This window comes from Falsiroseomonas sp. E2-1-a4, from assembly GCF_051433165.1.
Lineage (GTDB): Bacteria > Pseudomonadota > Alphaproteobacteria > Acetobacterales > Acetobacteraceae > Falsiroseomonas.
Map to the genome: position 1 here is coordinate 39,345 of NZ_JBHMFS010000007.1, position 25,534 is coordinate 64,878.

Here is a 25,534-nt window from a genome sequence, read left to right on the forward strand (position 1 = left end):
CCCCATGCCCGCCTTCACCCTGGCCGATCTGCAGGCCATCGCGCGCGAGGTCATCGGCGACCGCGAAATCGAGCTGGCACCGGAAATGGAGGCCGCCGATGTGCCGGGCTGGGACAGCTTGAACCACACGCTGATCAGCGTGGAGATCGAGAGCCTGACCGGTGCCGCGGTGGATGCGCAGCAATTGGCGCAATGCCCAAATTTCGGCGACCTGGTGGCCTTCGTTGCGGCACGCCTGCCGGGTTGAACCGCATGTCATCATGCGGCCGCTCGAAATTCGCCCGGTCCGCCCCAACCTCACCGCAAGTCTTGGCAAGGAGGATGACGTGGCATCCATGAAACTCGGCCGGCGCGGTGCGCTTGGCCTGCTGGGCAGTTTTGCCGCCACCGGCAGCGCGCTGGCGCATCACGGCTGGTCCTGGGCGGAGGGTGACCAGGGCACGCTGACCGGCACGGTGCGGGAAGTCTATGTCGGCCCGCCGCATCCGACGATCCGCGTCGAGGCGAATGGCCAGAGCTGGACGGTGGAACTCGGCAACCCGCGCCAAACCGCGCGCGCCGGCTTCACGCAGGATTCGGTGCGGCCGGGGCAGGAAATCGTGGCGCTGGGCAACCGGTCCCGCGACAGCGCGGAGCGCCGGATGAAGGCGGTGCGCGTCACGGTCGGCAACCAGCGCTTCGACTTCTACCCGGAGCGCATCCAGGGCGGCTGATCCCCGCGTGCTGGAGCTGATTGCGGCGTCGGCGCCCGCGGTGGCGCTGCGCGGCTCGGTCACGCTGTATCTGCTGGTCAATGCCGCGCATGTGCTGGGGCTTGGGCTGCTGGTCGGCGCCATCGTGACGCTGGATCTGCGGCTGCTCGGCGCCTTTCGGACCGCGGCGCTGGAACATCTGGCGCCGCCGCTGGTGCGGGTGGCGGCCACGGGGCTGGGGCTGGCGGCGCTGACCGGGCTCGCCTTGTTCAGCACACGGCCGGCCACCTATCTGGAGAATCCGGCCTTTCTGGTGAAGCTCGGGCTGCTGGCGCTGGCGCTGGTCAACCTGGCGCTGCTGCACGCCGGGCGGCCCTGGCGCGCGGCGCTGGCGGGCGGGGTGGTGGTGGCACGCGTGCGGATTGCCGCGGCGCTTTCGCTGGCCACCTGGCTCGGGGCGCTGCTGGCGGGACGCTGGATCGGATTCCTGCAATAACCGGCCCATCAGGCGGAGAGCGGGAATGACGGGTCGGGTGTTGGCGGTGGCGGCGGCGTCCGGCCATGAATTTTCCAAGCCGGTGCAGGGCCGGATCACGCTGCTGGCCGGCCTCGGCGTGCAGGGCGACGCGCATTGCGGGGTCACGGTGAAGCACCGCTCACGCGTCAGGGCGAACCCGAACCAGCCCAATCTGCGCCAGCTTCATCTGATCCCGGCCGAGCGGCTGGACCTGCTCCGCGCCCAGGGTTTCGACGTGACGCCCGGCGAGACGGGGGAGAATGTGACGACGGAGGGGATCGACCTGTTCGCCCTGCCACGCGGCACCCGGCTGCATCTGGGCGCGACCGCGGTGGCGGAGGTGACCGGCCTGCGAAACCCTTGTTACCAGCTCGATGATTTCCAAAAGGGGCTGATGAAGGCGACGCTGGAGCGCGCGCCGGACGGGGCGCTGCTGCTGCGGGCGGGGATCAGGGCGGTGGTGGTCGACGGCGGCGATCTTGCACCGGGCGATGCGGTGCGGGTGGAACTGCCGGCGGAACCGCACCAGGCGCTGGAGAAGGTGTGAGCCGGCTGATCGCCTTTGCCGGCCTGCCGGGCACCGGCAAATCCACGCTCTCCCGCGCGCTGGCGCAGGCGCTCGGCGCCACCTGGATCCGGATCGACCATATCGAACAGGCGCTGCGGGATGCCGGCATCGCCGATGACGGTCCGGCCGGCTACCTGGCGGGCTATGCCGTGGCGCGGGCCAACCTCTCGCTCGGCCTGTCGGTGGTGGCGGACAGCGTCAACCCGCTGCGGATCACCCGCAACGCCTGGCGAGATGCGGCGCATGCGGCGGGCGCGGCCTTTATCGAGGTGGAGGTGGTCTGCTCCGACGCGGATGAGCATCGCCGCCGCGTCGAAACCCGCGCCATCGATATCCCCGGCCTGGTACCGCCGGACTGGGATGCGGTGCAGCGGCGCGAGTATGAAGGCTGGGACCGGCCGCGGCTGGTGATCGATACCGCCGGGCGCAGCCTCGACGCCTCGCTGGCGGAACTGCGCGCGGCGCTGGGCTGAAGCCCCCTTCCCCTTTCGCCGAACCGCCAGCATATTCCCCGCCGAATGGGAACATTGCCGGAACTTTTTCAGGCCTGGTTTGCCGCGCGCGGCTGGGCGCCGCGGCCGCACCAGCTTGCGCTTCTGGGCGCCGTGCAAGGCGGGGTCAGCGCGTTGCTGGTGGCGCCGACCGGCGGCGGCAAGACGCTGGCGGGCTTCCTGCCCTCCTTGGTCGAATTGCACCAGAACCCGCGCCCCGCGGGTAAGGGGTCGCTGCACACGCTCTACATCTCGCCGCTGAAGGCGCTGGCGGTGGATATCGCCCGCAACCTGACCGCCCCGGTCGAGGCGATGGGCCTGCCGATCCGCATCGAGACCCGCACCGGCGACACCCCCGCCAATCGTCGCGCCCGTCAGCGCGCCGACCCGCCCAATTTCCTGCTGACCACGCCCGAAAGCCTGGCGCTGCTGCTGACCCTCCCGGATGCGGCGGAGATGTTTTCCGAATTGCACGCCATCATTGTGGACGAAATCCATGCGCTGGCCGGCAGCAAGCGCGGCGACCAGCTTTCGCTCGGCCTGGCGCGGCTGGCGACTCTGGCGCCGAGCGTGCGGCGCATCGGTCTGTCCGCCACCGTCGCGCACCCCACGCCGCTGCGCGCCTTCCTCTCCCCCACCGGCATCGCGGAGGACGTCGCGCTGGTGCAGGGCGCGCCCGGTGCGGCGCCGAGCCTCGACATATTGCTGCCGGAAGGCCGGCTGCCCTGGGGCGGGCATATGGGCCTGGCCTCGATGCCGGAGGTCTATCGCCGCATCCGCGGCGCCGGCGTCACCATCGTCTTCGTCAACACCCGCGCGCAATCCGAGCTCTGCTTCCAGGCGCTGTGGCGGCTGAACGACGACAATCTGCCGATCGGCCTGCATCACGGCTCGCTGACGGTGGAGCAGCGCCGCAAGGTGGAAGCCGCGATGGCGGAGGGGCGGCTGCGCGCGGTGGTGGCCACCGCCTCGCTCGACCTCGGCATCGACTGGGGTGCGGTGGACCAGGTGGTGCAGGTCGGCGCGCCCAAGGGTGTGTCGCGGCTGCTGCAACGCATCGGTCGCGCCAATCACCGGATGGACGAGGCGAGCCAGGCCGTGCTGGTGCCGGCCAACCGCTTCGAGGTCATCGAATGCGTCGCCGCCCGCCAGGCCATCGCGGCGGAGGAACTGGATGGCGACCCGCCGCGGGATGGCGGCCTCGACGTGCTGTGCCAGCACATCCTGGCATGTGCCGTAGCCGGTCCCTTCCACCCGGATGATCTCTACGCCGAAATCCTGCGCGCCTCCCCCTACGCCACGCTGACGCGCCGGGATTTCGACGATGCGCTGCGCTTCGTCGAGGATGGCGGCTACGCCCTGCAATCCTACGACCGCTTTCGCCGCCTGTTCCGCGATTCCGAAGGCCTGGTCCATATCCGCGGCCCCGCCGCCGCGCGCCAGCTGCGCATGAACCTCGGCACCATCGTCGAGACGCCATTGATCAAAGTGCGGATTCGCGGCGGGCCGGTGCTGGGCGAGGTGGAGGAGTGGTTCGTCTCCACCCTCACGGTTGGCGACAGCTTCATCTTCGCCGGCCAGATGCTGCGCTTCGAGGGGCTGGATGCGCTGGCCTGCGTCGTGTCCCGCGGTGGAGAGGGCGATCCGCGCGTGCCCGCCTATGCCGGCAGCCGCATGCCGCTGACCACGCATCTCGCCGCCCGCGTGCGCGGCATCCTGCATGATCCGAAATCCTGGCCGGCGCTGCCGGAGTCGGTGCGCGAATGGCTGCGGCTGCAGCAGCACAGCTCCATCATGCCGCCGCGCGACGGGCTGCTGGTCGAGACCTTTCCACGCGGCGATCGCTGGTTCCTCGTCGCCTATTGCTTCGAGGGGCGGCTGGCGCACCAGACGCTCGGCATGCTGGTGACCAAGCGCATGGAACGCCTCGGCATGGCGCCGCTCGGCTACCTCGCCACCGACTACGTGCTGGCCTGCTGGTCCGCCTTCGCGCCGACGGGTATCGAGCGGCTGTTCGAGGAGGACATATTGGGCGAGGAATTGGAAGCCTGGATGGCCGAGAGCAGCATGCTCCGTCGCACCTTCCGCAACATCGCCACCATTGCCGGGCTGATCGAGAAGAACCACCCGGGGCAGGAGAAGTCGGGCCGCGCGATGACCATGAATGCAGACCTGATCTACGACGTGCTGCGCCGGCACGAGCCGGACCACATCCTGCTGCGCGCGACGCGGCGCGAGGCCTCGGCGGGCCTCACCGATGTCGGCCGCATCTCCCTGCTGCTGGCGCGGGCGCGGGTGGGCGGCATCCGGCACATGGTGCTGGACCGCGCCTCGCCGCTCTCGGTGCCGGCGCTGATCGAGGAAGGCCGCGAATGGGTCGCCGGCGGGGCGCAGGATGCGCTGCTGGCGGAGGCCGCGGATCTGGTGGCGGAAGCGACGGACGGCGCCGATTTGTTCAACGAGATCCTGGCCAATGTGACCGAATCCATCCCGGCCCGCGGCGATCGCGACCGGGTGCGTCGCCCGCGCGACCCGAAGCGCCGCAACGCCCGCTTCATCCGCACCGCGCCGAAGAACCTGGGCGCACCGCGTTGAACGCCGCGCCGCTGCATATCGCGGGCGAGCGCCTGATGCTCGACCCGGCCGGCGTCGCCATCTGGCCCGCGGAAAAGCTTCTGGTGGTCTCCGACCTGCATCTGGAGAAGGGCAGCAGCTTCGCCGCACGGGGCAGCTTCGTGCCGCCCTACGACACGCGGGAGACGCTGGAACGCCTGGCGCTGGTGCTGCGCCGCTGGCGGCCGGAACGGCTGGTGCTGCTCGGCGACAGTTTCCACGATCGCCATGGCTGCGCCCGGCTGCACGCCTCGGACTGCGCCGCCTTGCAGCGAATGCTGAACGCGCTGGTCGAGGTGGTGTGGGTGCTCGGCAACCACGACCCGGAACCGCCGGTCGGCCTGCCTGGTATCGCGACCGCAGAATATCGTCGCGGCCCCTTCGTCTTCCGCCACATCGCGCAGCCTGGCCGCAGCGTGCCGCCAGGCGAGCTCTCGGGCCACTACCACCCCAAGGCCACCATGCCGGTGCGCGGCAGCGCGGTGACGCGCCCCTGCTTCCTGACCGATGGCCGCCGCCTGCTGCTGCCCGCCTTCGGCGCCTATACCGGCGGGCTGGAGGTGCGCGACCCCGCCATCGCCGCCCTGTTTCCGCGCGGCGGCCGCGCCTTCCTGCTGGGGGCGGAGCGGTTGTTCAGCTTTCCCACCGGGCCCCTGCGTGGCGCCGCGCCGACCCTTGAAACGGCAAACGCGCCGCCCTGAGGGGCGACGCGCTGCCTTCACATCCGCAAATCAGGCTGCGGCGTTCACGGCCACATCAACTGGTCAACGGCATGGATCACGCCGTTGCTGGCCACGATGTTCGGCGAGACCACACGTGCCGGTCTCGCATTCACATTGAGGCCCGCGGAGCCGAAGCCCGCCATCTGCTGCCCCGGTGCCGGGTTGCTGATCTGCACCGATTCGGCCGTTCCGGTGATGGAGATGTCGGCGCCGTTGCGCGTGCGCAGGCGGCGATCATTGCCCATCAGCTCCGAAGCGCGGAAGGCGCCCGGCACGATGTGGTAGTTGATCAGCGCGCCCAGGCGCTGGCGGTCCACACTCTCCTGGCTGCCGCCGGACGTGGTGGCGCCGGTGAGCTGGTTCAGCAAATTGGCCGGGGCGCCGGAGAAGGCGGCATCGGTCGGCGCGAAGACGGTCAGCGGCTGTGCGGCGCGGAAATCCTCGACCATCCCGGCGCGGGTGATCAGATCCAGGAAGCGCGAGAAGCGGCTATCGCCGGCCATGGTGTCGGCCAGGGTCGCGGTCGGCGGCACGGATTGGGCACGTAGGATGCCAGGCGCGGCGAGCGATCCGGCGGCAGCCAGGCCACCGATCATCATCAAGCCGCGGCGCGGCATATGGGACTGGATCATGGGGGATTCCTTCAACTGTGGCCCGCACAGCCCCGGCCTCATCGGGGGCGTAGCCCTGGGCATTGCGGTCGCATCTGGAACGCCGCAGCCGCGCAATGGTTCGCCAGCCACGCCCGCGACCTTTTCCGCTCCCTTCGCGACGGAATCGCCCTACATGGGGGGAATGACTGAGCCTTCGCTGCTGTGGTTCCGCCACGACCTTCGCCTCGCCGACCACCCTGCCCTGATCGCCGCCACCGAAGGTGGCCGCCCGGTGCTGCCGGTCTTCGTGCTGGATGACGATGCCGCCGGGGCGCACCGCCCCGGCGGTGCCGCTCGCTGGTGGCTGCGCCACAGCCTGGCGGCGCTCGCCGCCGATCTGGCGGCGCGTGGCGCGCCCCTGATGCTGGCGCGCGGACGGGCGGAGATGGTGCTGCCGGCGCTGGCGGCCGCCGTCGGCGCCCGCACCATCCATGCCGGCCGCGGCTACGAACCCTGGGCGCGGGCGCAAAGCCAGCGGGTGCATGAGGCGCTGACCGATGCGGGCCGCCGCCTGGCCCTGCACACCACCGCGGTGCTGCGCGAGCCGCACGGCTTCGGCGCCGCCAGCGGCAAGCCCTATGCCGTCTATACGCCATTCGCCAAAACCATGCTGGCGGCTGGCGACCCACCGACCCCGCGCCCAGCGCCCGCCCAGATCCAGGGCGTGCCGCATCCAGCGGGGGGCGAGGCGCTGGAGGCGTTGGGCCTTTACCCTGTGCCGGGCGAGCCCGACTGGGCCGTGCGCTTCGGCGAGACCTGGCAGCCCGGCGAGGCCGGCGCCCAGGCGCGGCTCGCCCGCTTCACCGCGCAGGCCCTCGGCGCCTATGACCGGCAGCGCAACCTGCCGGGGCGCGATGGCTCCTCCGGCCTGTCACCGCATCTGCGCTGGGGGGAAGTTTCGCCCGGGCAGGTCTGGCATGCGGCGCGCGGGGCCAAGGCGGATGCGGCGGGGACGGAGACTTTCCTGAAGGAAATCCTCTGGCGCGAATTCGCCTACCACCTGCTGTGGCACCGGCCGGAAATGCCGGAGGCGCCACTGCGGTCCGAATTCGCGGCCTTTCCCTGGCAGCCGGATGCGAAGCTGCTGGCCGCCTGGCAGCAGGGGCGCACCGGCTATCCGGTGGTGGATGCCGGCATGCGGCAGCTCTGGCAGACAGGCTGGATGCACAACCGTGTCCGCATGATCACGGCGAGCCTGCTGGTAAAGCACCTGCTGCAACCCTGGCAGGATGGCGCGGCCTTCTTCTGGGACACGCTGGTGGATGCGGACCTCGCCTCCAACAGCGCGTCCTGGCAATGGGTGGCCGGCTGCGGCACGGATGCGGCGCCTTATTTTCGCGTCTTCAACCCCATCCTGCAGGGCGAGAAATTCGACCCAGAGGGCCGCTATGTGCGCCGCTTCGTGCCCGAACTGGCGAAGCTGCCGAACGCCTTCCTGCACCAGCCCTGGGAGGCCCCGCGGGAGGTGCTGGCGGCCGCGGGCGTGGCGCTCGGCCGCGACTATCCCCGCCCGGTGATCGACCATGCGGAGGGGCGCGCGCGCGCCTTGGCCGGATTCGTGAAGCTGCGCGCCTGATGGCCCGCCCCGAACATCTGTGGCGCGGCTTCGCCGGCCTGCGCGTGGTGGCCGATGTGCATGGCGATGCGGAGGCCTTCATCCACGCGATCGAGGGCGCGCTGGCGGCGGACATGTTCGTGCTCCAGCTCGGCGACCTGACCGATCACGGGCCGGACAGCCCGGAGGTGCTGCGCCGCATCTTCGCGCTGATCGATCGGGGCCAGGGCCTGTTCCTGCTCGGCAACCATGACCACAAGCTGCGCCGTGCGCTGACCGGCACCCAGCTTCGCATCCAGGCGGAAGGGCTGGGGCGCACCCTGACGCAGCTCGATGCCGCGCCGGATGGGGATGTGCTGAAGGCGCGCGCGGTGGAGGAGATCGGCCGCGCGCCGGCCTGGATCCGCGATGGCGGCCGCATCTTCGTCCATGGCGGCTACCACCCCGGCATGCTGCATTCCGCACCGCCGCCGGAGGCGGGAAGCCAGAAGGCGCAGGGGCTGGTGACGCGGGCGCTGTTCGGCCAGGTAACCGGGCGGATGCGGCAGGATGGCTTTCCGGACCGGGTGCATGACTGGGTGGACAAGATCCCGGCCGATGTCACCGTGGTCTGCGGCCATGACCGGCGCAGCATGGATGGTCGGCCCTTCGTGGTGGATGGGGCGCTCGGCGGGCGCTGCGTGTTCCTCGACTGCGGCGCCGGCAAGGGCGGACACCTGGCCTGGATCGACCTGCCTTCCTGGGCCTGAAAGGCCCAGGAAGGTTGTTTTTTGGGGCCCTCAAGCGCCGGGCGCCCTGTCCGGGGGCTTGGCTGCGCGCCCTGCACGGGCTCGTCCCGGCCGCACGGTTGGTCTGGGCTCGGCGCTACGCGCCGCCCAAGCTGGGCTGCGCGGGTTCCGCATTGGGCGCGCGGGGGTCTATCCTGGGCCACCGGGAGAACGCGCCATGACCGACCTGCCCACCACCGTCGAAATCCGCGAGGAAGGCCCGCGTGAGGGCTTCCAGATCGAGCCGGGACCTATCCCGACCGATCGCAAGGTGGCGCTCGTGGATGCGCTCTCGGCCACCGGGCTGCACCACATCCAGGTCTGTTCCTTCGTCTCGCCCAAGCTGGTGCCGGGCTGGGCGGATGCGGAGGCGGTGGTGGCCGGCTTCGCGCCGAAGCCGGGCGTGACCTACACGGCGTTGTGGTTCAACGCGGCGGGGCTGAACCGCGCGCTGGCGTTCAAGGACCGGCTGAAGGTGGAGGGCGCGGTCACCGTGGTCGCCAGCGAAGCCTTCAGCCTGAAGAACCTCAACCGCGACCGGGCGAAGAACCTGGCGGCGCAGCGCGCGAATGTCGCGGCGCATCTGGAAGCGGGCGTGGCAGTGCCGCGCATCAGCGTGCAGGCCGCCTTCGGCTGCAACTACTCGGGCGACGTGCCCCCGGCGAAGGTGATCGAGGCGCTGGCGGATGCCTTCGCCATCGGCGCCGAGCACGGGCTGGAGCTGCGCGAGGCGACACTGGCGGACACCATGGGCTGGGCAACGCCGGCGCGGATCGAGCGGGTGGTGGGCGAAGTCCGCGCGCGCTGGCCGGACCTGTCCCTCATCCTGCATCTGCACGACACGCGCGGCCTCGGCATCGCCAATGCCCATGCCGGGCTGCGGCTGGGCGTCTCGCGCTTCGACACCACGGTGGGCGGCCTCGGCGGCTGTCCCTTCGCCGGCCAGCCCGGCGCACCGGGCAACATCGCGACGGAGGAGCTGGTGCTGCTGTGCGAGGAGACGGGCATCGCCACCGGCGTGGACCTCGACGCGCTGGTCGAGGCAGGGCGGCTGGCGGAGGAGGTGGTGGGCCGCACGCTGCCCAGCACCATGCTCCGCTCCGGCGGCCTGGCGCGATTCCGCCAGGCGGCGTGACCCCAAAGCCCTCCCCCACTTGTGGGGGAGAGTTGGGTGGGGGGCGGCCTCAGGCCGCCGGCATCACCTGGCTGAGCCGGCCACCCATCCGCACCGGCTCGATTCGCGTGGCGAGCCCGGTGGCGTCGTCGGTCTGCAGGAACACGCCGCAGACCGTCGCCTCGCCCTCGGCAGGCGCCAGCTTCTCGCCCGGCACCTTCTTCCAGAAACGCAGCGCGGCGCCGCCCTTCTGCATGCCGATGACGCTGTCATAGTCGCCGCACATGCCGGCGTCCGTCATGTAGCCGGTGCCGCCCACCAGGATCTGGTGGTCCGCGGTTGGGGTGTGGGTGTGGGTGCCGACGACCAGCGAAACCCTGCCGTCGAAGCTGTGGCCCATCGCCAGTTTTTCCGAAGACGCCTCGGCGTGGAAATCCACCAGGATCGCCTGGACGGTGCCGCCCGGACCCATGCGGTGGGAGGCGATGGCGGATTGCACGCCGCGGAACGGGTCGTCCAGCGCATCCATGAACAACCGCCCCATGGCCTGCACCACCAGCGCCTTCCGCCCATCAGCCAGCACGGCCACGAAGGCGCCCTTCCCCGGTGTGCCAGGCGGGTAATTGAGTGGCCGGATCAGCCGTGGCTCGGTCTCGATGTACGAGAATATTTCCTTGCGGTCCCAGGCGTGGTTGCCCAGCGTCAGCACATCCGCGCCGGCGGTGAACAGGGCGCGCGCCATTTCGGGCGCCAGGCCGAAGCCATGGCTGGCGTTTTCCGCATTCACCACGACCAGATCGAGCGCCAGGCGTTCGCGGAGGATGGGAATGGCAGCGCCGGCGGCATCGCGGCCGGAGCGGCCGACCAGGTCGCCGAGGAACAGGATTCTCAAACCTTCGGGGCTCCGCAGAAGATCACGCCGCCTTCGGTAGCGATGGCGGCCAGGGGGGCGTCGTCCACGCCCACGGGCACTTCGTCAACCTCCTGGGCCGCATAGGCGACGCCGATGGCGGTGGCGTCGGGCAGGCTGGCGAGCGTCCGGTCGTAATAGCCGCCGCCATAGCCGAGGCGATGGCCCGCGCGGTCGAAAGCCAGCAGCGGCACCAGCAGCCAGTCGGGCGTCAGCGGCGGCGAATCCGGCCCCGGCTGGCTGGTGCCGAGCGGGCCGCGGGCGAGCGTGTCGCCGGGTTGCCATTGCCGGAACTGCAGAGGGTTGCCGCGTTTCGGCGTGACCGGCAGCGCGATGCGGTGGCCGCGCGCGTGCAGGGCGTGCAGCGCCGGGCGGATGTCGATCTCGGCGCCCATCGGCCAGAAGCCGGCGACGATGGCGCCGGGCGGGGGTGGGGCGTCGCGCAGGAGGTGGGCGGTGAGCGCGGTGCCGAGGGCGGGCTCGCAGGATGCGCGGCGGGCCAGGGCCAGCTTGCGGGCTTCGGCCTTCAGGCCGGCGAGAAGTTCGGGGCAGAGCATCATCGGGAGCGGGCTACCCAAAGGGCGCACACCCCCCCACCACCCCGACCCTCCCCCCCAGGTAGGGGGGAGGGGGAAGCGCGGCGCACAGTGCCGGGGGTGCCAAGCACCAAGAATGGGAACAACCTGCGGCGCGCCCGGCGCGCCGAGGCCGCGGATGCGGCCCGCGGCCAGCGGGAGTGCAGGGTCGGCGCCCGCGTGCACGGCGCGAAGGCAAGCGCGCGGAGCGCGCGCCCGCCGTCTGAGGGTCTGAATAAGCGCGGAGCCACCATGGCCGTGGGCTTGAAAACCCTCCTGAGACCTGCGGTGCAGGTGGGAACCAGGTACTCGGACCACGGCCCGAGCAGCGCCAGTCCCCGGAGGTTGCTCATTGGCCCCGGGGGTTTAAGTGCCTCACCAACCTGGCAGCCCCGCAGCACCCACTTAGGGTCGGTCGAGGGTCTGGGCAATGCCCTCGATCCGGTCGGCGATGCGCGCCAGGCGCTCCGCCAGCTTCGGGTCGGGCTGGGGGACGGCCATGTTCTGGCCGGCGCGGGCCTGGGAGAGGGCGACCTTGAGGTCATGCACCTCATCCGCCAGCAGCAGGGCGCCGAGCAGCAGCAGGCGGCTTTCGCCGAACTGGCCGCCCATCGCCTTGATGGAGTTCACCCGCTTATCGACCTCCGCCGCCAGGGAGACCAGATGCGCTTCCTGGCCGTCCTCGCAGGACACCGGGTGGCTGTAGCCGCCGACGCGGACCGTGACCTGACCCATTCTACTGATCCTCTCCGAGCGCCGCGCGCAGCCGCGCAATCGTCTCGTCCAGACGGTCCGCAATGGCCGCCACCGCGGCGCGGGGCACACCGTCGCCGGCAACGGCCGGCTCGCGCGGTTGTGCCGCAGCCTCGGCCAGGCGGTCCACCGCTTCCTCCAGCCGCGCCAGCGCGCGGCTGGTCGGGTCCCCCGGCTGGTCCCGCATCTGGTCCCCCGTCTGCGTGCCTGACACCCGAAACCCCCAACCATTTGGCAGCCCAGCGGCAGCGCGTGCGCCACATGCGCCTTGTCGCCACCGGTTCCGGCATGCTGCAACGCTTTGCATGCACGGCGCGGCGGGTCAACGGTGAGCGAGGTTCGGCACGGAGCCGTGGCGATGCCGCTGGCGGCCCTGCCGCCGGCCATCACGATCCGATCAGCCGGGACGTTGCGCGCCGTGATGGAATGGGTGCCGGCAGGTGCCGCGCTGCTGCTCTCGGCGCCTGGCGCCGCCGGCTTCCTCGGCCCCGGCGCCTGGCGGGCGCTGGTCGCGCTGGCGCCCGGCTACCCGGATGCACTGTGCTGCGGGGATGCCGCGGGTGACGCGCTGGCCGCGCTTCGTGCCGGCTGCCGGGTGCTGGTGCTGGAGGACGCCTGCCCCGCCTTCGCCGCCGTGGCCGGCGCGGCGGCGGAGGTGGGCGCCGTTCTGCTGCCGGCGCGGCCAGCGGCGCTGGAGCTGGATGTGATCGACCTGCGGCGCCCCGCCGGGCGTTCGCGTCTGGCGGATTGGCTGGCAGGACAGCATGACACCGCGCCGCCCCTGCGGTAAACCGCGCCTTACCGCCGCCGGCAATCCAAAGAGGACGAGATCACCATGCGCCTGACCCCCAAGGTTCAAGAAATCCTGTCCTGGTACGAAAGCGACAACCCCGGGACCAAGGCGAACCTCGCCCGCATCCTGATGGCCGGCAAGCTGGGCGGCACCGGCCGCATGGTGATCCTGCCGGTCGACCAGGGCTTCGAGCACGGCCCGGCCCGCAGCTTCGCGCCGAACCCCGCCGCCTATGACCCGCGCTACCTGTTCGAGCTGGCGCTCGAGGCCGGACTGAACGCCTATGCCGCGCCGCTCGGCATGATCGAGGTGGGTGCGTCCACCTATGCCGGCTCGATCCCGACCATCCTGAAGATGAACAGCAGCAACAGCCTGTCCACGACCAAGGACCAGGGTGTGACGGCCAGCGTCGGCGATGCGCTGCGGCTGGGCTGCTCGGCCATCGGCTTCACCATCTACCCCGGCTCCGAATACCAGTTCGAGATGATCGAGGAGCTGCGCGAGCTGGCCGAAGAGGCCAAGTCCGTCGGCCTCGCCGTGGTGGTGTGGAGCTATCCGCGCGGCCCGATGCTGGACAAGGTGGGTGAGACGGCGCTCGACATCTGCGCCTATGCTGCGCACATGGCCGCGCTGACCGGCGCGCACATCATCAAGGTCAAGCCGCCGACGTCCGCCATCAGCCTGGATGCGGCGAAGAAGACCTACCAGACCAACCCGGTCGAGGATGATGCAGTCGCGCGCTTCAAGCACATCGTGAATGCCTGCTTCGGCGGCCGTCGCCTGGTGGTGTTTTCGGGTGGCGAAGCCAAGGGCACGGAGGCGATCCTGGACGAAGTCCGCGCCATTCATGCCGCGGGCGGCAACGGCTCCATCATGGGCCGCAACGCCTTCCAGCGTTCCAAGGCGGATGCGGTGGCGCTGCTGACCGCCATCATCGACGTCTATAAGAACTGAGGTGACGGGGGGCGACGCCCCCCCACCCACCCTCTCCCCCCATCGGGGGGAGAGGGCTTCAGCCTACCAGGCTGGGCGGCACCTTGGCGGCAAGCACCGCATCCCGCTGCCGCTGCGCCACCGCTTCCTCCGAATGGTCGTGCACCAGCTCCATGAACAGCCGGTGCCAATTGGCCTTGGCGCGCAGGCGGAAGAACACGCTGCCAAGGCCGATCGCGGCGCGGTCCATCAGCGGGAATTCGCGCGGGATCTTCACCCCACCCGTCCGCTTCAGCCCTTCATGCACCGTCTGGGCGATCTTGCGGCCGTAGCTCGGGTCGTCGCTCGGCGTGATGGAGCGCACCTTGTCCTCGACCAGCGGCTCATACAGGAAGCGCGCCCAGAGGTTCAGGACCTCCATCGTCTCCTTGGACAGGTTGCGGAAACCCCACACGCCATAGGCATGCGCGGCCTTCTCGCGGTCATCGTCGCGCACCGCCTCGTACAGCATCACCACGCCGGTGACGAAGCTGGCGGGGAAGATGCGGATGACTCCGAAGTCGAGCAGGTTCACGCCGTGGCCGACCTCCGCATCCTCGCGCACCTGGTAGTTGCCCAGGTGCGGGTCGCCGTGGATCACGCCGTAGCGGTAGAAGGGCACGTACCAGGCGCGGAACAGGGCGCGGGCATAGGCGTTGCGCTCCTCCTCCGGCGGGTCTTTCTCAAGCCGGCGCAGGATCGGGCGGCCTTCCAGCCAGGACATCGTCAGCAGGCGCTTGGTGGTCAGCTCCGGCACCGCGACGGGCACGGTGACGCCGGGCGTGTTCGCCAGCATGGCGCCGTACAGCCGCATGTGGCTGGCCTCGCGCTCGTAATCCAACTCCTCCCGCAGCCGGGCCGAGAGCTCCTGGTAGGCCTCAGCATTGTCCAGCGTGCTGTCCATGCGGCGATACAGGTTCAGCGCCAGCTTCAACTGGCGCAGATCCGCTTCGACGATGCTCGGCATGTCCGGGTATTGCAGCTTGCAGGCCACCTCCCGCCCATCGGGCAGGGTGCCGCGATGCACCTGGCCGAGGCTGGCCGCGGCCACGGCTTCCTGGGTGAAGCTGGTGAAGCGGGATTGCCAGGCGGGGCCCAACTCGCCTTGCATGCGGCGGCGCACGAAGGCCCAGCCCATCGGCGGCGCGTTGGATTGCAGCGTGGCCAGTTCCTGCGCGTATTCCTCCGGCAGCGCCTCCGGCACCGTGGAGAGGAACTGCGCCACCTTCATCAGCGGGCCTTTGAGGCCGCCGAGGATCTGTTTCAGATCCTCCGCATGGGCCGCCTTGTCGGTCTTGATGCCGAGGAAGCGCTGCCCCGCGACGCGCGCGGCGATGCCGCCGACGGCGCCGGAGGTGCGGACCATGCGCCGCATCTCGCCAAACAGGGTGGATTCGCTGCGGTCATCGGCCATGGGTTCAGGAGGCCTTTTCGAGTTCGTCAATAAAGCCGGAAATCACGTCCAGACCCTTGTTCCAGAAGGCAGAGTTGGAGGCGTCGAGGCCGAAGGGCGCCAGCAATTCCTGGTGCCGCTTGGTGCCGCCGGCGCGCAGCATCTCCAGGTACTTTTCCTGGAACCGCGGATGCCCCTCCCGGAACACGCCATACAGCGCATTCACCAGGCAATCCCCGAAGGCATAGGCGTACACATAAAAGGGCGTGTGCACGAAATGCGGGATATAGGCCCAGTACACGCTGTAGTCGGGCGTGAAGTCGAAGGCCGGGCCCAGGCTTTCCGTCTGGATCTGCATCCAGATCTCGCCGATCCGCTCGTGCGAAAGTTCGCCCTTGCGGCGCTCCTCATGCAGCAGTGTCTCGAAGCGGTAGAAGGCGATCTGGCGGACGACGGTGTTGAGCATGTCCTCCACCTTGCCCGCCAGCAGCATGCGCCGCTTGCGGGGATCGGTTTCGGCATCCAGCACGGCCCGAAACGTCAGCATCTCCCCGAACACGCTGGCGGTCTCGGCCAGCGTCAGCGGCGTGGAGGACATCAGGTAGCCCTGGTCGGCGGCCAGCACCTGATGCACGCCATGGCCCAGTTCATGCGCCAGCGTCATCACATCCCGCGCCTTGCCGTGATAATTCAGCAGAAGGTAGGGGTGGGCGCTGGGCACGGTGGGGTGGGCGAAGGCGCCGCTGGCCTTGCCGGGGCGCAGCGCCGCGTCGATCCAGGGCTTCTCGAAGAAGGGTGCCGCCACGCGCTCCAGTTCCGGGCTGAAGGCGCCATAGGCGGCGCGCACGCGGGACACGGCCTCCGGCCAGGGGATGGTGCTGTCCGTGTCGTCCGGCAGCGGCGCGTTGCGGTCCCAGTGCTGCAGCTTCTCCAGCCCCAGCCACTTCGCCTTCATCGCGTAGTAGCGGTGCGACAGCCGCGGCAGGCTGGACCAGACGGCGGAGACCAGCGCGTCCACCACCTCATCCTCCACCATGTTGGCGCGGTTGCGGGCGGAGGTCGGGCGCCGGTACTGGCGCCAGCCATCGATGATCTCCTTGTCCTTGGCCAAGGTGTTGGTGATCAGCGAGAACAGCCGCACCCGATCTCCGAAGGCCGCCGACACACCCTGCGCGGCCGCGGCGCGAACGGCGCGGTCGCTGGAGGACAGATTGTTCAGCGCGGCGGAGACAGTCAGTTCCTCCCCGGCCACATCCACACGCATGCCGGCCACGGTCTCGTCGAACAGGCGGTTCCAGGCGGACCGGCCCGTCACTTCCTTTTCGTGCAGCAGCTTTTCCAGCTCATCCGAAAGTTGGTGCGGGCGGAACACGCGCAGGTCGCGCAGCCAGGGGCGCCAGCGTTCCAGCGCGGCGGATTGCCGCAGCTTGGACTCCAGTGCCGCATCCTCCAGCCGGTTGATCTCCAGCGTCAGGAACAGCAGGTGGCTGCTGATCGCCGTCACCCGTTCCTGGATGGTCTGGTAGAAGCGGCCATTCTCCGCCGACTGCGCGTCGCCGGAGAAGATGAGCTGGGCATAGGACATGGCCCGGCCGAGGATTTCCTCGATCCGTTCATAGGTCGCGATGGCCCGCCCCAGATTGTCGCCGGAGCCTTGCGCCAGGCGGCCGGCATGGGCGGCGTTGAAGGCCTTCGCCTCCGCCTCCGCCCGGTCCAGATCGGCGGTGAGCCGCGGATCGGTGGGCGATGCGTAGAGGTCGGAAAGGTCCCACGACGGCAGGGCCTGGGTGACGGCCCGGGCCGGATTGGGGGCCGGATCGGGAGCGGGGCTGGGGGCGAGGTTCTGATTCACGCCCTGCATATAGCCCGGCCCGGGCCGAGGCCAACGGGCGCCGGGCGAATACGGGCGACAACGCTGGCGATCCACCTGGCGCCAACCGCGCCAGTGAGGTGAATGCGGTGTATCGTTCAGGTCGTTTGGCCTGAACGGCGCGCGCATGGCACCATATGCGCAAAGCGAGGGAAGAGATCGTCGGGAATGGAAAGCGCCGGAACGCGGGTCTGGACCAGCCTGCCGCACATGATGCTGGACCTCGCCCGGGGCTGGCGCGAAAGGCCGATGCTGCGGCATTGGCAGGATGGCTGGCAGAGCACGAGCTGGGGCGAATTCGGCCGCCGCGTCGCCGCCCTCGCCGCCTTCCTGCGGGCCCAGGGCGTCGCGCCGGGGGACCGGGTATTTCTGGTTTCCGAGAACCGCCCGGAATTCCCGATCGCCGATACCGCCATCATGGCGATCGGCGCCGTGACGGTGCCGACCTACACCACCAACACGGTGGGCGACCACGCGCATATCCTGCGGGACAGCGGCGCCAGCTTCGCCATCGTCTCCACCGCAAGGCTGGCGGAACGCGTGGCGGAGGCCGCGGCGCAGGCTGGCGTGGTGCTGGAACGGGTGATCTGCTTGGAGGATGGCGCAGCGGGCTGCCTCGACTGGTCCGCGGCGCTGGCCACCCCGGCCGATCTGGACCTGCTGGCGGCGGAAGTCGAACAGATTCCGCCCGGGCGGCTGGCCTGCCTGATCTATACCAGCGGCACCGGCGGCCTGCCCAAGGGCGTGATGCTGCCGCACCGCGCCATGCTGGCGAATCGCGAGGGCGTCGCCCGCATCGCCAATCGCCTGCACCTGGATGGCACGCCCTACCTCTCCTTCCTGCCGCTGTCGCACAGCTACGAGCACACGGTGGGCGGCTTCCTGCTGCCCTCGCTGGGGTTGGAGGTGGTGTATTCGCGCGGCGCGGACCGGCTGGCGGCCGAGTTGAAGGAGGTGCAGCCCACCGTCATCACCGCCGTTCCCCGGCTGTTCGAGGTGCTGCGCGGCCGCATCGAGGCGCAGGTGGAGAAGGATGGTGGCCTTAAGGCAAAACTGTTCCGCCGGGCGCTGGCGCTCGGGCTGAAGCGGTTGGACGGCCGGCTTTCGCTGTTCGAACGCGCCCAGCATGCGGTGCTGGACCGGCTGGTGGGGGCCAAGATCCGGGACCGGTTTGGCGGCAAGCTGCTGGCGCTGGTCTCCGGCGGGGCGCGGCTGGATCCGGACCTCTCGGGCTTCTTCCTGGCCTTCGGCCTGCCGGTGATCCAGGGCTATGGCCAGACCGAGGCCGGCCCCGTCATCAGCGTGAACCCGCCCTGGGAAAACCGCCGCGCCACCGTCGGCCCGCCCTTGCCGGGGGTGGAAGCGCGCATCGCCGAGGATGGTGAGTTGTGCGTCCGCGGCGACCTGGTGATGGATGGCTACTGGAACGCCCCGGAGAGCACCGCGCGCGCCGTCGTGGATGGCTGGCTGCACACCGGGGATGTGGGTGAAATCACGGACGGCTACATCCGCATCACCGACCGCAAACGGGATTTCATCAAGACCCTCGGCGGCGACATGGTCAGCCCGGCCAAGCTGGAAGGCCTGCTGATGGCGGAGCCGGAGATCGCGCAGGCCGTGGTGGCCGGCGAAGGCCGCCCCGCCATCGTGGCCCTGGTGGTCCCGACGGAAGGCGCGGCGGAGCAGGTGCCCGCCGCCATCGCGCGGGTGAACGGCAAGCTCTCCAACATCGAGCGCATTCGCGGCAGCACGTTGGTGGACGCCTTCACGGTGGAGAACGGCCTGTTGACACCGACCATGAAGGTAAAGCGCCGCCTTGTGCTGGAACGCCACGCCGGCGCGGTGGAGGGGCTGTCAAAGCGCGGCTGACCCGCCGGGTCAGACGTGCCGGGTCAGCCCGCCATCCACGCGCAGGCTCTGCCCGGTGACATAGGACGCCTGCTCCGAGACCAGCCAGGCCACCGCCGCCGCGATCTCCTCGGCCCGCGCGTAGCGACCGAGCGGGATGCGGGCGCGGCGGGACTCCTTCTCCGGCAGGCTGTCCACGAAGCCCGGCAGCACGGCGTTCACACGGATGCCGGAAGGCGCCAGCTCATCCGCCGCCAGCTTGGTCCAGGCGCCAAGCGCGGCGCGCAAGGTGGTGGCCGGGAAATCCGCTTCCGGCTCCAGCGCGGCGTAGGAGGACAGGTTCACCACCGCGCCCGCGCCCTGCGCCTTCATCCCCGGCAGCACCAGCCGCAGCGCGCGGATGGCGGACAGCATCACCATGTCGAAACCGGCATGCCACTGCACATCGGTCAGGTCGAACAGCGGCGCCTTGGGCGGGTGGCCGGCATTGTTCACCAGCGCGTCGATGCGTCCGAATTTTTGCAGCGCGCCGTCCACCAGCCGCGCCAGATCGGCGGGCTCCGTCACAGAACCCGTGACGCCCAGCGCATCCGGCAACTCCGCGGCCAGCTTTTCCGCATTGCCGGACGGGGACATCACCGCAACTCGGAAGCCATCCGCCGCAAGCCGCCTGGCGACGGCCGCGCCGATCCCCCGCCCGGCGGCGGTGATGATGGCCGTCTTCACGTGCGGTCGCTGGTGGTGGGCGTGAAGGCGCCGCCGTCGGTCGGGCGCAGCGCCTCGAACATCTCCGTCACCTGGGCGTAGTCGCGGTAGCCGCAGCGGGCGATGGTCTGGGCTGCCACCGCATCGAAGCGGCCATCGATGATGTAGCGCTCATCGAGATGGATGCCGACGACCTGGCCGACCACCATGAAGCCATCGGTCGGGTTGCCGTCGATGTCGTGCAGTTCCATCGCCTGCAGCACCTTGCACTCGAAGCTCGCCGGGCTTTCGGCGACGCGCGGCGCCTTCACGAAGCGGCACTCGGCCATGGTCAGCCCCGCCGCCTCGAACTCATTCTCCCCGGCCTCGAGCGCGGCGGAGGAGACGTTCATGGCGTCGAACAACGGGCGGGTCACCAGGTTGAAGACGAACTCCCGCGTCTCGAAGGCATTGGCGGCGGAGTGCTTCAAGCCCTCGCTGCCGAACACCACGATGGGCGGGGCGCCCTTGACCAGGTTGAAGAAGCTGTAGGGCGCCAGGTTCGGCCGGCCCTTGGCATCCACGCTGGAAATCCAGCCGATCGGGCGCGGCGCGATGATGGCCTTCAGCGGGTCGAAGGGCAGGCCATGGCCTCGCTTGCCGTGCTTCGGTTCGTAGAACATCGCGCTCGCCCCTTCGCTGGATAGCCTTCGGCTACATGCCCAGCGCCCGGCGGTAAAGGTCGAGCAGCGTCTCCTGCTCCTCCACCTCGGCCGGTTCTTTCTTCCGCAGCGAGATGATCTGCTTGATCACCTTCACATCGAATCCAGCCGACTTCGCCTCGGAGAAGATGTCCTTGATGTCGCCTGCGAGCGCCTTGCGCTCCTCCTCCAGCCGCTCCACCCGCTCGATGATGGAGCGCAGGCGATCTACGGCAATGCCGCCGACCTCGGGATCCGGGTCCTTCTCCTGGCGGTCGCGGCTGGCCTGGGCCTCCTGCGCGTCGAAATCACTCATCGAAGGCCTCCGGGCACGAGTTGAGCGCGGCGTATAGCGCCGGGTCCGGGGTGGCGCAATTCGGGGGCGGGCAAGGTCGGGGAGAAAGTATTCTCCCCGAGCCCCTCATCTATTTTTGGGATTTTGGGCCGGTGCGCGAACTAAAAAGTGCCGAAATGCAAGGGAGGGGTTCGGGGAGGGAATGCTTCCCTCCCCGACCTTCTTCCCTAGTGCCCCGTATTGGCCTCGGCGAACTTCGCCTTCTGCTCCGCCGTAGCCTCCTTCTGGTGCAGCGCCTGCCAATCCTTGTGCGGCATGCCGTAGATCGTCTCCCGCGCCTCCGGGTCCGTGATGGTCACGCCCTTGGTGGCGGCTTCCTCTCGGTACCAGCGGGACAGGCAATTCCGGCAGAAACCGGCCAGGTTCATCATGTCGATGTTCTGCACGTCGCTGCGTTCGCGCAGATGCTGCACCAGGCGGCGGAAGGCGGCGGCTTCCAGTTCGGTCTGGGTGGCTGCGTCGATCTCGGGCATCGGGGGCTCTCCTGCAATCCGCCCGCTAGATGGCCCATCGCGCACCGCTTCGCCATAGTGGCGGGATGAGGGAGACCGAGATGGCCTGGACCGATGACACCGCCCGCGCGGCCCTGAAGGATGTTTTCGCCGCCGCCGTCGCCAGCGCCGACCCGCGCATCGTCCTCGCCCGGCACCTGCCGGCGCCGCCGGAGGGTGGCCGCGTGGTGGTGGTGGGTGCGGGCAAATCGGCGGCGGTGATGGCGGCGGCGGTGGAAGCGGCCTGGCCAAACCAGGCCCTGACCGGCCTCGTCGTCACCCGCTACGGCCATGGCTACCCGACGCAGCGGATCGAGGTGCTGGAGGCGTCCCATCCAGTGCCGGACGCCGCCGGCGCGGCCGCCGCGCAACGGCTGTTGCAGGCGGTGGCGGGGCTGACGGCAGGGGATCTGGTGCTGTTCCTGGTCTCAGGCGGCGGCTCGGCGCTGACCACCCTGCCCGCCCCCGGCCTGTCGCTGGAGGATCTGATGGCGGTGAACCGGGCGCTGCTCGCCTCCGGCGCCACGATCAACGAGATGAACTGCATCCGTCGCCACCTGTCCGCCTTTTCCGGCGGGCGGCTGGCGCTGGCGGCGGCACCGGCGCGGGTGGTGACGCTGGCGATCTCCGACGTGCCGGGGGATGACCCGGCGGCCATCGCCTCCGGCCCCACCGTCCCGGACCCGTCCAGCTTCGAACAGGCGCGCGCGCTGGTGGCGCATTATCGGATGAAGCTGCCGGAGGCCGTGGTGGAGCATCTGGCGAAGGCGGCGGAAGAAACGCCGAAGCCCGGCGACCCTCGGCTGGGGGAGATCGATTACCGCTTCATCGCCACCCCGCGCCTGGCGCTGGAAGCCGCCGCGGCCAGGGCCCGCACGCTGGGCCTGACGCCGCTGATCCTGGGCGATGCGCTGGAGGGCGAGGCGCGGGAAGTCGGCAAGGTGCTGGCCGGCATCGCACTCTCCGCCCGCACCCATGGCCACCCTTTGCCCGGCCCGTGCCTGCTGCTGTCGGGCGGGGAGACCACGGTGACGATCGGGCCAGAGGGTGGCGGGCGGGGCGGGCGCAACTGCGAATCCCTGCTCGGCTGCGCCGTGGCGCTGGCCGCAGCGCCCGGCATCTGGGCGTTGATGGGGGATACGGACGGCATCGACGGGTCGGAGGACAATGCCGGCGCCATCGCAGCGCCGGACACGCTGTCCCGCGCCCGCACCGCCGGAATGGACCCGCGCGCGGTACTGGGTCGGCATGACAGCTACACGCTGTTCCAGGCACTGGACGATCTGCTGGTGACCGGGCCGACGCTGACCAATGTGAACGATCTGCGCGCGGTGCTGATTGCCTGAACATGGAAAAGGCCGGGGGATTGCTCCCCCGGCCCGGTTTCGTGGTTAAAGCCCTGCTCAGCGCAGGACGATTTCCACGCGGCGGTTCTGCGGCTCGCGCACGCCATCGGCGGTCGGGACCAGCGGGCGGCTCTCGCCGAAGGCCTGGACGCTGATGTTGTTGCGCTGAATGCCACGGCGCTCCAGCTCGGAAGCCACGGCGCCGGCGCGGCGCTCGGACAGGCGCTGGTTGTACTGCGGCGAGCCCGAACGGTCGGCGTGGCCGGCCACTTCGATGCGCGTCACGCCCTGGCCGGTCGCGTTGGTCGCGGCCTCACCGATGATCTGGCGGGCACGGTCCGTCAGGTCGGCGCGGTCGAAGTCGAAGAACACGAGGTAGGTACGCGCCGGGGCCGGGGCCGCGGCGGGCATCGGCGCGGGCGCCGGGGCCACGACCGGGGCCGGGGTGGTCTGGCCGAAGGCGTAGCGCAGGCCGAGCAAGATGGAGTGGTTGTAGTTCTCCGACTTCGTGCCGGTGCGCGCCACATTGAAGTTGCCGCCGCCGCTGCTGGTGGAAATGTCATGCTCCATGGTGCCGAGGAAGCGGTATTCCGCGGTCAGCGCCAAGCCCGGAGCAAACTGCGTCAGCGGCATGGAAACGCCCGCGATCGCCTGGTAGGCGAAACGGCCATCGGTGCCATCGCTGTTCACTTCGCCGTTCAGCACGCGGGCGCGAACGCCGTCGAACTCACGCCAGATGTAGCCGGCGCCGACGCCGACATACGGCATGAAGGACACACCACCGAAATTGGCGCCGATGTCGAAATCATACAGCGCATTGGCCATCACGCCGTAGCTGCGGGCCGTGCCCGAAGCGCGAATCGGGCCGGCACCGCGGAAGCCGCTGATGGTATCGACCTCGTTCTCGCGGTAGTTGCCCTCGATCTCGGCGCGCAGGCCGTTGCCGAAGCCATAGCCCAGGCTGACCACACCGACCCAGCCCATATCGAAGGACACGTCGCCGCCGGTGGTGTTGCCGCGGGCGCGCAGTTCGTCGGCCAGACCGCCGGTTGCGTTGATGTTCGCATCCTGCAGCCAGTTGAGGCCCGCGCCGGCACCGATGTAGACGCCATTCACCTGCTGGGCCTGCGCCGCACCGAGCGGCAGCAGCAGCATGGTGGTCGCAAGCAGCGCATTCCGGAAATTCATAACCTATTCTCCTGGCTGGACGAGCCAATCCGCGCCGGGGGTGGATGTTCCGGCAGCAGCGTCCTGCGGGATCAACGCGAGTTCCCTGGAAAAGGTGGCATGGACAAAAGATTCATCTGGGGGGTGTGGCGGAAATGCCGCAGTGGGGTATCCGCGCCCCACTTGGCACTTCAATGCTTAACTTAATTAAGGCAAATCGCCCCCTTGGCAGCAGGGGCTTATTGTCCCTAAGTTAGTTGCATGCGCGACCCCACTCTCGAAGCCCTGCTGACCCAGCGCGGCGCCGTCACCCGTATCGCGACCGCCCTCGGCATCTCCACCGCCGCCGTGTCGCAATGGCGCCGCGTGCCGGAGGACCGGGTGGTCGAAGTCGCCCGCGCGCTCGGCGTGCCGCCCAATTCGGTCCGGCCGGATGTGGCGGAACCGCCGGAAGCGCCCCGCCGCGAAGGATACGCCCGCCCCATGCCAAGCCGCCCCCCGTTGCGCCGCCGCCGCCGCACCAAGATCATCGCGACCCTCGGCCCGGCCTCCTCCTCCGCCGAGGTGATCGAGCGGCTGTTCCGCGCCGGGGCCGATGTGTTCCGGCTGAATTTCAGCCACGGCACGCATGAGGACCACGCCGCACGCATCGCGACGATCCGCGCGCTGGAGGAAAAGGTCGGCCGCCCGATCGGCATCCTGGCCGATGTGCAGGGTCCGAAGCTGCGGGTCGGCCAGTTCCAGGCCGGCCGGGTGCAGTTGCAGACCGGCCAGAGCTTCCGGCTCGACCTGTCCCCGACGCCGGGCGACGTCCGGCGTGTGCAGTTGCCGCACCCCGAGATCATCGCCGCCGCCGGCATCGGCACCACCCTGCTGCTGGATGACGGCAAGCTGCGCCTGCGCGTGACCCATAAGCGGGAGGATCACCTGGAAACCCAGGTGCTGGTCGGTGGCGCTCTGTCCGACCGCAAGGGCGTCAACGTGCCGGATGTGGTGCTGCCGATCCCGGCGCTGACCGCGAAGGACCGGATCGACCTCGATTTCGTCCTCGCCCAGGGCGTGGAATACATCGGCCTGTCCTTCGTGCAGCGGGCGGAAGACGTGGTCGAGGCCAAGGCCATCGCCGCCGGTCGCGCCTGGATCATGGTGAAGATGGAAAAGCCGCAGGCGGTCGAAAATCTCGATGCGATCCTGGCGGAAGCCGATTGCGTCATGGTGGCGCGCGGCGACCTCGGCGTGGAATGCCCGCCCGAGGAAGTGCCGCTGATCCAGAAGCAGATCGTCCGCGCCTGCCGCCTGCTCGGCAAGCCCGTGGTGGTGGCGACCCAGATGCTGGAGAGCATGATCACCGCCCCCTCCCCCACCCGCGCCGAGGCGCAGGATGTGGCGACCGCCGTGTTCGACGGCGCGGATTGCGTGATGCTCTCGGCAGAGACCGCCGCCGGGCAGTTTCCGTTCGAGGCGGTGAACATCATGGATCGCATCATCGCCCGGGTGGAGCAGGACCCGGAGTGGCGCAAGCTGACCGATGGCAACCGCCCGGCGCCGGAGCGCAACTCCGCCAGCGCCATTGCCGCCGCCGCCCGCCAGGTGGCGCAGACCATCGAGGCGGAGGCGATCGCCACCTTCACCTCCACCGGCTCCACCATGCTGCGCGTGGCGCGTGAACGGCCGAGCTGCCCGATCATCGGGCTGACCGCGAGCCTGCAGACCGCACGCCGCATGTCGGTGGTCTGGGGCGTGCACCCGATGCTGACGGTGGAACTGCATTCCATGACGGATATGGTCGCCAAGGCGATCCGTGCCGCCAGCCAGGAAGGCTTCGCCAGCCCGGGCGAGGAGGTCGTGGTGACGGCGGGCGTGCCCTTCGGCACGCCGGGCACCACGAATGCGCTGCGCGTCGCGATCGTGAGGTAGCCGAACGGCGCAGTTGACCTCGGGCCGCGTCACGCCTTTGGTGCGCTCATGCAGGGACGCCTTTGGT

At 69.9% G+C, this 25,534-nt stretch carries 27 protein-coding genes and 1 other RNA gene; 15 read left to right on the forward strand and 13 right to left on the reverse strand.

Annotated features, from left to right (window positions below; genetic code table 11):
• The first annotated feature begins 4 nt into the window (after positions 1 to 4).
• The 7 genes from ACFHNC_RS09420 (at position 5) to pdeM (ending at position 5,582) form a co-directional block, all read left to right on the forward strand.
• Positions 5 to 247: an acyl carrier protein gene (locus ACFHNC_RS09420; protein WP_437168976.1), complete on the forward strand. Its 243-nt coding sequence runs from the start codon at positions 5 to 7 to the stop codon at positions 245 to 247.
• A gap of 88 nt (positions 248 to 335) precedes the next feature.
• Positions 336 to 713: a DUF6152 family protein gene (locus ACFHNC_RS09425; RefSeq protein ID WP_437169147.1), complete on the forward strand. Its 378-nt coding sequence runs from the start codon at positions 336 to 338 to the stop codon at positions 711 to 713.
• Positions 714 to 720: 7 nt separating this feature from the next.
• Positions 721 to 1,188, forward strand: a complete 468-nt coding sequence (locus ACFHNC_RS09430; RefSeq protein ID WP_437168977.1) for a DUF2214 domain-containing protein — start codon at positions 721 to 723, stop codon at positions 1,186 to 1,188.
• Positions 1,189 to 1,213: 25 nt separating this feature from the next.
• Positions 1,214 to 1,756, forward strand: coding sequence for an MOSC domain-containing protein (locus ACFHNC_RS09435; RefSeq protein ID WP_437168978.1), 543 nt, complete (start codon positions 1,214 to 1,216; stop codon positions 1,754 to 1,756).
• The gene (locus ACFHNC_RS09440; RefSeq protein WP_437168979.1) at positions 1,753 to 2,250 is read left to right on the forward strand and encodes an AAA family ATPase; all 498 of its coding nucleotides are present in this window, start codon (positions 1,753 to 1,755) and stop codon (positions 2,248 to 2,250) included. Before ACFHNC_RS09435 ends, ACFHNC_RS09440 begins: the two co-directional genes overlap by 4 nt.
• 45 nt (positions 2,251 to 2,295) lie before the next feature.
• Complete coding sequence (locus ACFHNC_RS09445; RefSeq protein ID WP_437168980.1) at positions 2,296 to 4,863, forward strand: ligase-associated DNA damage response DEXH box helicase; 2,568 nt, start codon at positions 2,296 to 2,298, stop codon at positions 4,861 to 4,863.
• Positions 4,860 to 5,582: a ligase-associated DNA damage response endonuclease PdeM gene (gene pdeM / locus ACFHNC_RS09450; RefSeq protein ID WP_437168981.1), complete on the forward strand. Its 723-nt coding sequence runs from the start codon at positions 4,860 to 4,862 to the stop codon at positions 5,580 to 5,582. The genes ACFHNC_RS09445 and pdeM overlap by 4 nt, the downstream gene beginning before the upstream one ends.
• Before the next feature lie 44 nt (positions 5,583 to 5,626).
• On the opposite strand, the gene ACFHNC_RS09455 is transcribed toward pdeM, so the two are convergent.
• Complete coding sequence (locus ACFHNC_RS09455; protein WP_437168982.1) at positions 5,627 to 6,235, reverse strand: fasciclin domain-containing protein; 609 nt, start codon at positions 6,233 to 6,235, stop codon at positions 5,627 to 5,629.
• Positions 6,236 to 6,389: 154 nt separating this feature from the next.
• Here ACFHNC_RS09455 and ACFHNC_RS09460 point away from each other — a divergent pair, with 154 nt between their 5' ends.
• The 3 genes from ACFHNC_RS09460 to ACFHNC_RS09470 all read left to right on the forward strand — a co-directional run bounded on the left by ACFHNC_RS09460 (position 6,390) and on the right by ACFHNC_RS09470 (position 9,713).
• Positions 6,390 to 7,832, forward strand: coding sequence for a cryptochrome/photolyase family protein (locus ACFHNC_RS09460; protein WP_437168983.1), 1,443 nt, complete (start codon positions 6,390 to 6,392; stop codon positions 7,830 to 7,832).
• Positions 7,832 to 8,560: a metallophosphoesterase gene (locus ACFHNC_RS09465; RefSeq protein ID WP_437168984.1), complete on the forward strand. Its 729-nt coding sequence runs from the start codon at positions 7,832 to 7,834 to the stop codon at positions 8,558 to 8,560. The genes ACFHNC_RS09460 and ACFHNC_RS09465 overlap by 1 nt, the downstream gene beginning before the upstream one ends.
• Before the next feature lie 196 nt (positions 8,561 to 8,756).
• Complete coding sequence (locus ACFHNC_RS09470) at positions 8,757 to 9,713, forward strand: hydroxymethylglutaryl-CoA lyase (RefSeq protein WP_437168985.1); 957 nt, start codon at positions 8,757 to 8,759, stop codon at positions 9,711 to 9,713.
• 49 nt (positions 9,714 to 9,762) lie between these two features.
• Here the strand turns inward: ACFHNC_RS09470 and ACFHNC_RS09475 are convergent, their stop codons facing one another.
• The 5 genes from ACFHNC_RS09475 to ACFHNC_RS09495 all read right to left on the reverse strand — a co-directional run bounded on the left by ACFHNC_RS09475 (position 9,763) and on the right by ACFHNC_RS09495 (position 12,144).
• Entirely contained in the window at positions 9,763 to 10,584 is an 822-nt protein-coding gene (locus tag ACFHNC_RS09475; RefSeq protein WP_437168986.1) for a TIGR00282 family metallophosphoesterase, read from the reverse strand.
• The gene (locus tag ACFHNC_RS09480; RefSeq protein WP_437168987.1) at positions 10,581 to 11,162 is read right to left on the reverse strand and encodes a 5-formyltetrahydrofolate cyclo-ligase; all 582 of its coding nucleotides are present in this window, start codon (positions 11,160 to 11,162) and stop codon (positions 10,581 to 10,583) included. Before ACFHNC_RS09480 ends, ACFHNC_RS09475 begins: the two co-directional genes overlap by 4 nt.
• Positions 11,163 to 11,417: 255 nt before the next feature.
• Positions 11,418 to 11,573: non-coding RNA, 6S RNA (gene ssrS / locus ACFHNC_RS09485), on the reverse strand.
• A 9-nt stretch (positions 11,574 to 11,582) separates the two neighbouring features.
• A complete protein-coding gene (locus ACFHNC_RS09490; protein WP_437168988.1) occupies positions 11,583 to 11,912 on the reverse strand; it encodes a cell division protein ZapA in 330 nt (109 codons plus the stop codon).
• Position 11,913: 1 nt separating this feature from the next.
• A complete protein-coding gene (locus ACFHNC_RS09495; RefSeq protein ID WP_437168989.1) occupies positions 11,914 to 12,144 on the reverse strand; it encodes a hypothetical protein in 231 nt (76 codons plus the stop codon).
• 144 nt (positions 12,145 to 12,288) lie between these two features.
• On the opposite strand from ACFHNC_RS09495, the gene ACFHNC_RS09500 reads away from it, so the two are divergent.
• Complete coding sequence (locus ACFHNC_RS09500) at positions 12,289 to 12,720, forward strand: hypothetical protein (protein ID WP_437168990.1); 432 nt, start codon at positions 12,289 to 12,291, stop codon at positions 12,718 to 12,720.
• A 45-nt stretch (positions 12,721 to 12,765) separates the two neighbouring features.
• Positions 12,766 to 13,677, forward strand: coding sequence for a class I fructose-bisphosphate aldolase (locus tag ACFHNC_RS09505; RefSeq protein WP_437168991.1), 912 nt, complete (start codon positions 12,766 to 12,768; stop codon positions 13,675 to 13,677).
• A gap of 58 nt (positions 13,678 to 13,735) precedes the next feature.
• Here ACFHNC_RS09505 and ACFHNC_RS09510 read toward each other — a convergent pair whose 3' ends face one another.
• Both ACFHNC_RS09510 and ACFHNC_RS09515 read right to left on the reverse strand, forming a co-directional pair.
• A complete protein-coding gene (locus ACFHNC_RS09510) occupies positions 13,736 to 15,109 on the reverse strand; it encodes an ABC1 kinase family protein (protein ID WP_437168992.1) in 1,374 nt (457 codons plus the stop codon).
• A gap of 4 nt (positions 15,110 to 15,113) precedes the next feature.
• On the reverse strand, positions 15,114 to 16,868 hold the full coding sequence (locus ACFHNC_RS09515) for a M3 family oligoendopeptidase (protein WP_437169148.1): 1,755 nt from the start codon (positions 16,866 to 16,868) through the stop codon (positions 15,114 to 15,116).
• 258 nt (positions 16,869 to 17,126) lie between these two features.
• On the opposite strand from ACFHNC_RS09515, the gene ACFHNC_RS09520 reads away from it, so the two are divergent.
• Positions 17,127 to 18,827 (forward strand): AMP-dependent synthetase/ligase, encoded by a 1,701-nt coding sequence (locus ACFHNC_RS09520; RefSeq protein WP_437168993.1) that lies wholly within the window; start codon positions 17,127 to 17,129, stop codon positions 18,825 to 18,827.
• Between the two features lie 9 nt (positions 18,828 to 18,836).
• Here the strand turns inward: ACFHNC_RS09520 and ACFHNC_RS09525 are convergent, their stop codons facing one another.
• From ACFHNC_RS09525 to ACFHNC_RS09540, 4 genes are all read right to left on the reverse strand, one after another.
• Positions 18,837 to 19,532, reverse strand: coding sequence for an SDR family oxidoreductase (locus tag ACFHNC_RS09525; RefSeq protein WP_437168994.1), 696 nt, complete (start codon positions 19,530 to 19,532; stop codon positions 18,837 to 18,839).
• Entirely contained in the window at positions 19,529 to 20,173 is a 645-nt protein-coding gene (locus tag ACFHNC_RS09530) for a flavin reductase family protein (protein ID WP_437168995.1), read from the reverse strand. The genes ACFHNC_RS09525 and ACFHNC_RS09530 overlap by 4 nt, the downstream gene beginning before the upstream one ends.
• A 31-nt stretch (positions 20,174 to 20,204) precedes the next feature.
• On the reverse strand, positions 20,205 to 20,507 hold the full coding sequence (locus ACFHNC_RS09535; RefSeq protein ID WP_209443290.1) for a DUF2312 domain-containing protein: 303 nt from the start codon (positions 20,505 to 20,507) through the stop codon (positions 20,205 to 20,207).
• 206 nt (positions 20,508 to 20,713) lie between these two features.
• Positions 20,714 to 21,019: a DUF1244 domain-containing protein gene (locus ACFHNC_RS09540; RefSeq protein ID WP_437168996.1), complete on the reverse strand. Its 306-nt coding sequence runs from the start codon at positions 21,017 to 21,019 to the stop codon at positions 20,714 to 20,716.
• 80 nt (positions 21,020 to 21,099) lie between these two features.
• On the opposite strand from ACFHNC_RS09540, the gene ACFHNC_RS09545 reads away from it, so the two are divergent.
• Entirely contained in the window at positions 21,100 to 22,383 is a 1,284-nt protein-coding gene (locus ACFHNC_RS09545; RefSeq protein ID WP_437168997.1) for a glycerate kinase type-2 family protein, read from the forward strand.
• Between the two features lie 57 nt (positions 22,384 to 22,440).
• On the opposite strand, the gene ACFHNC_RS09550 is transcribed toward ACFHNC_RS09545, so the two are convergent.
• A complete protein-coding gene (locus ACFHNC_RS09550; RefSeq protein ID WP_437168998.1) occupies positions 22,441 to 23,571 on the reverse strand; it encodes an OmpA family protein in 1,131 nt (376 codons plus the stop codon).
• Positions 23,572 to 23,811: 240 nt separating this feature from the next.
• Here ACFHNC_RS09550 and pyk point away from each other — a divergent pair, with 240 nt between their 5' ends.
• Positions 23,812 to 25,467 carry a pyruvate kinase gene (gene pyk, locus ACFHNC_RS09555; protein ID WP_437168999.1) on the forward strand — a complete coding sequence of 552 codons (1,656 nt, stop codon included), beginning with the start codon at positions 23,812 to 23,814 and terminating at the stop codon, positions 25,465 to 25,467.
• Positions 25,468 to 25,534: the final 67 nt, after the last annotated feature.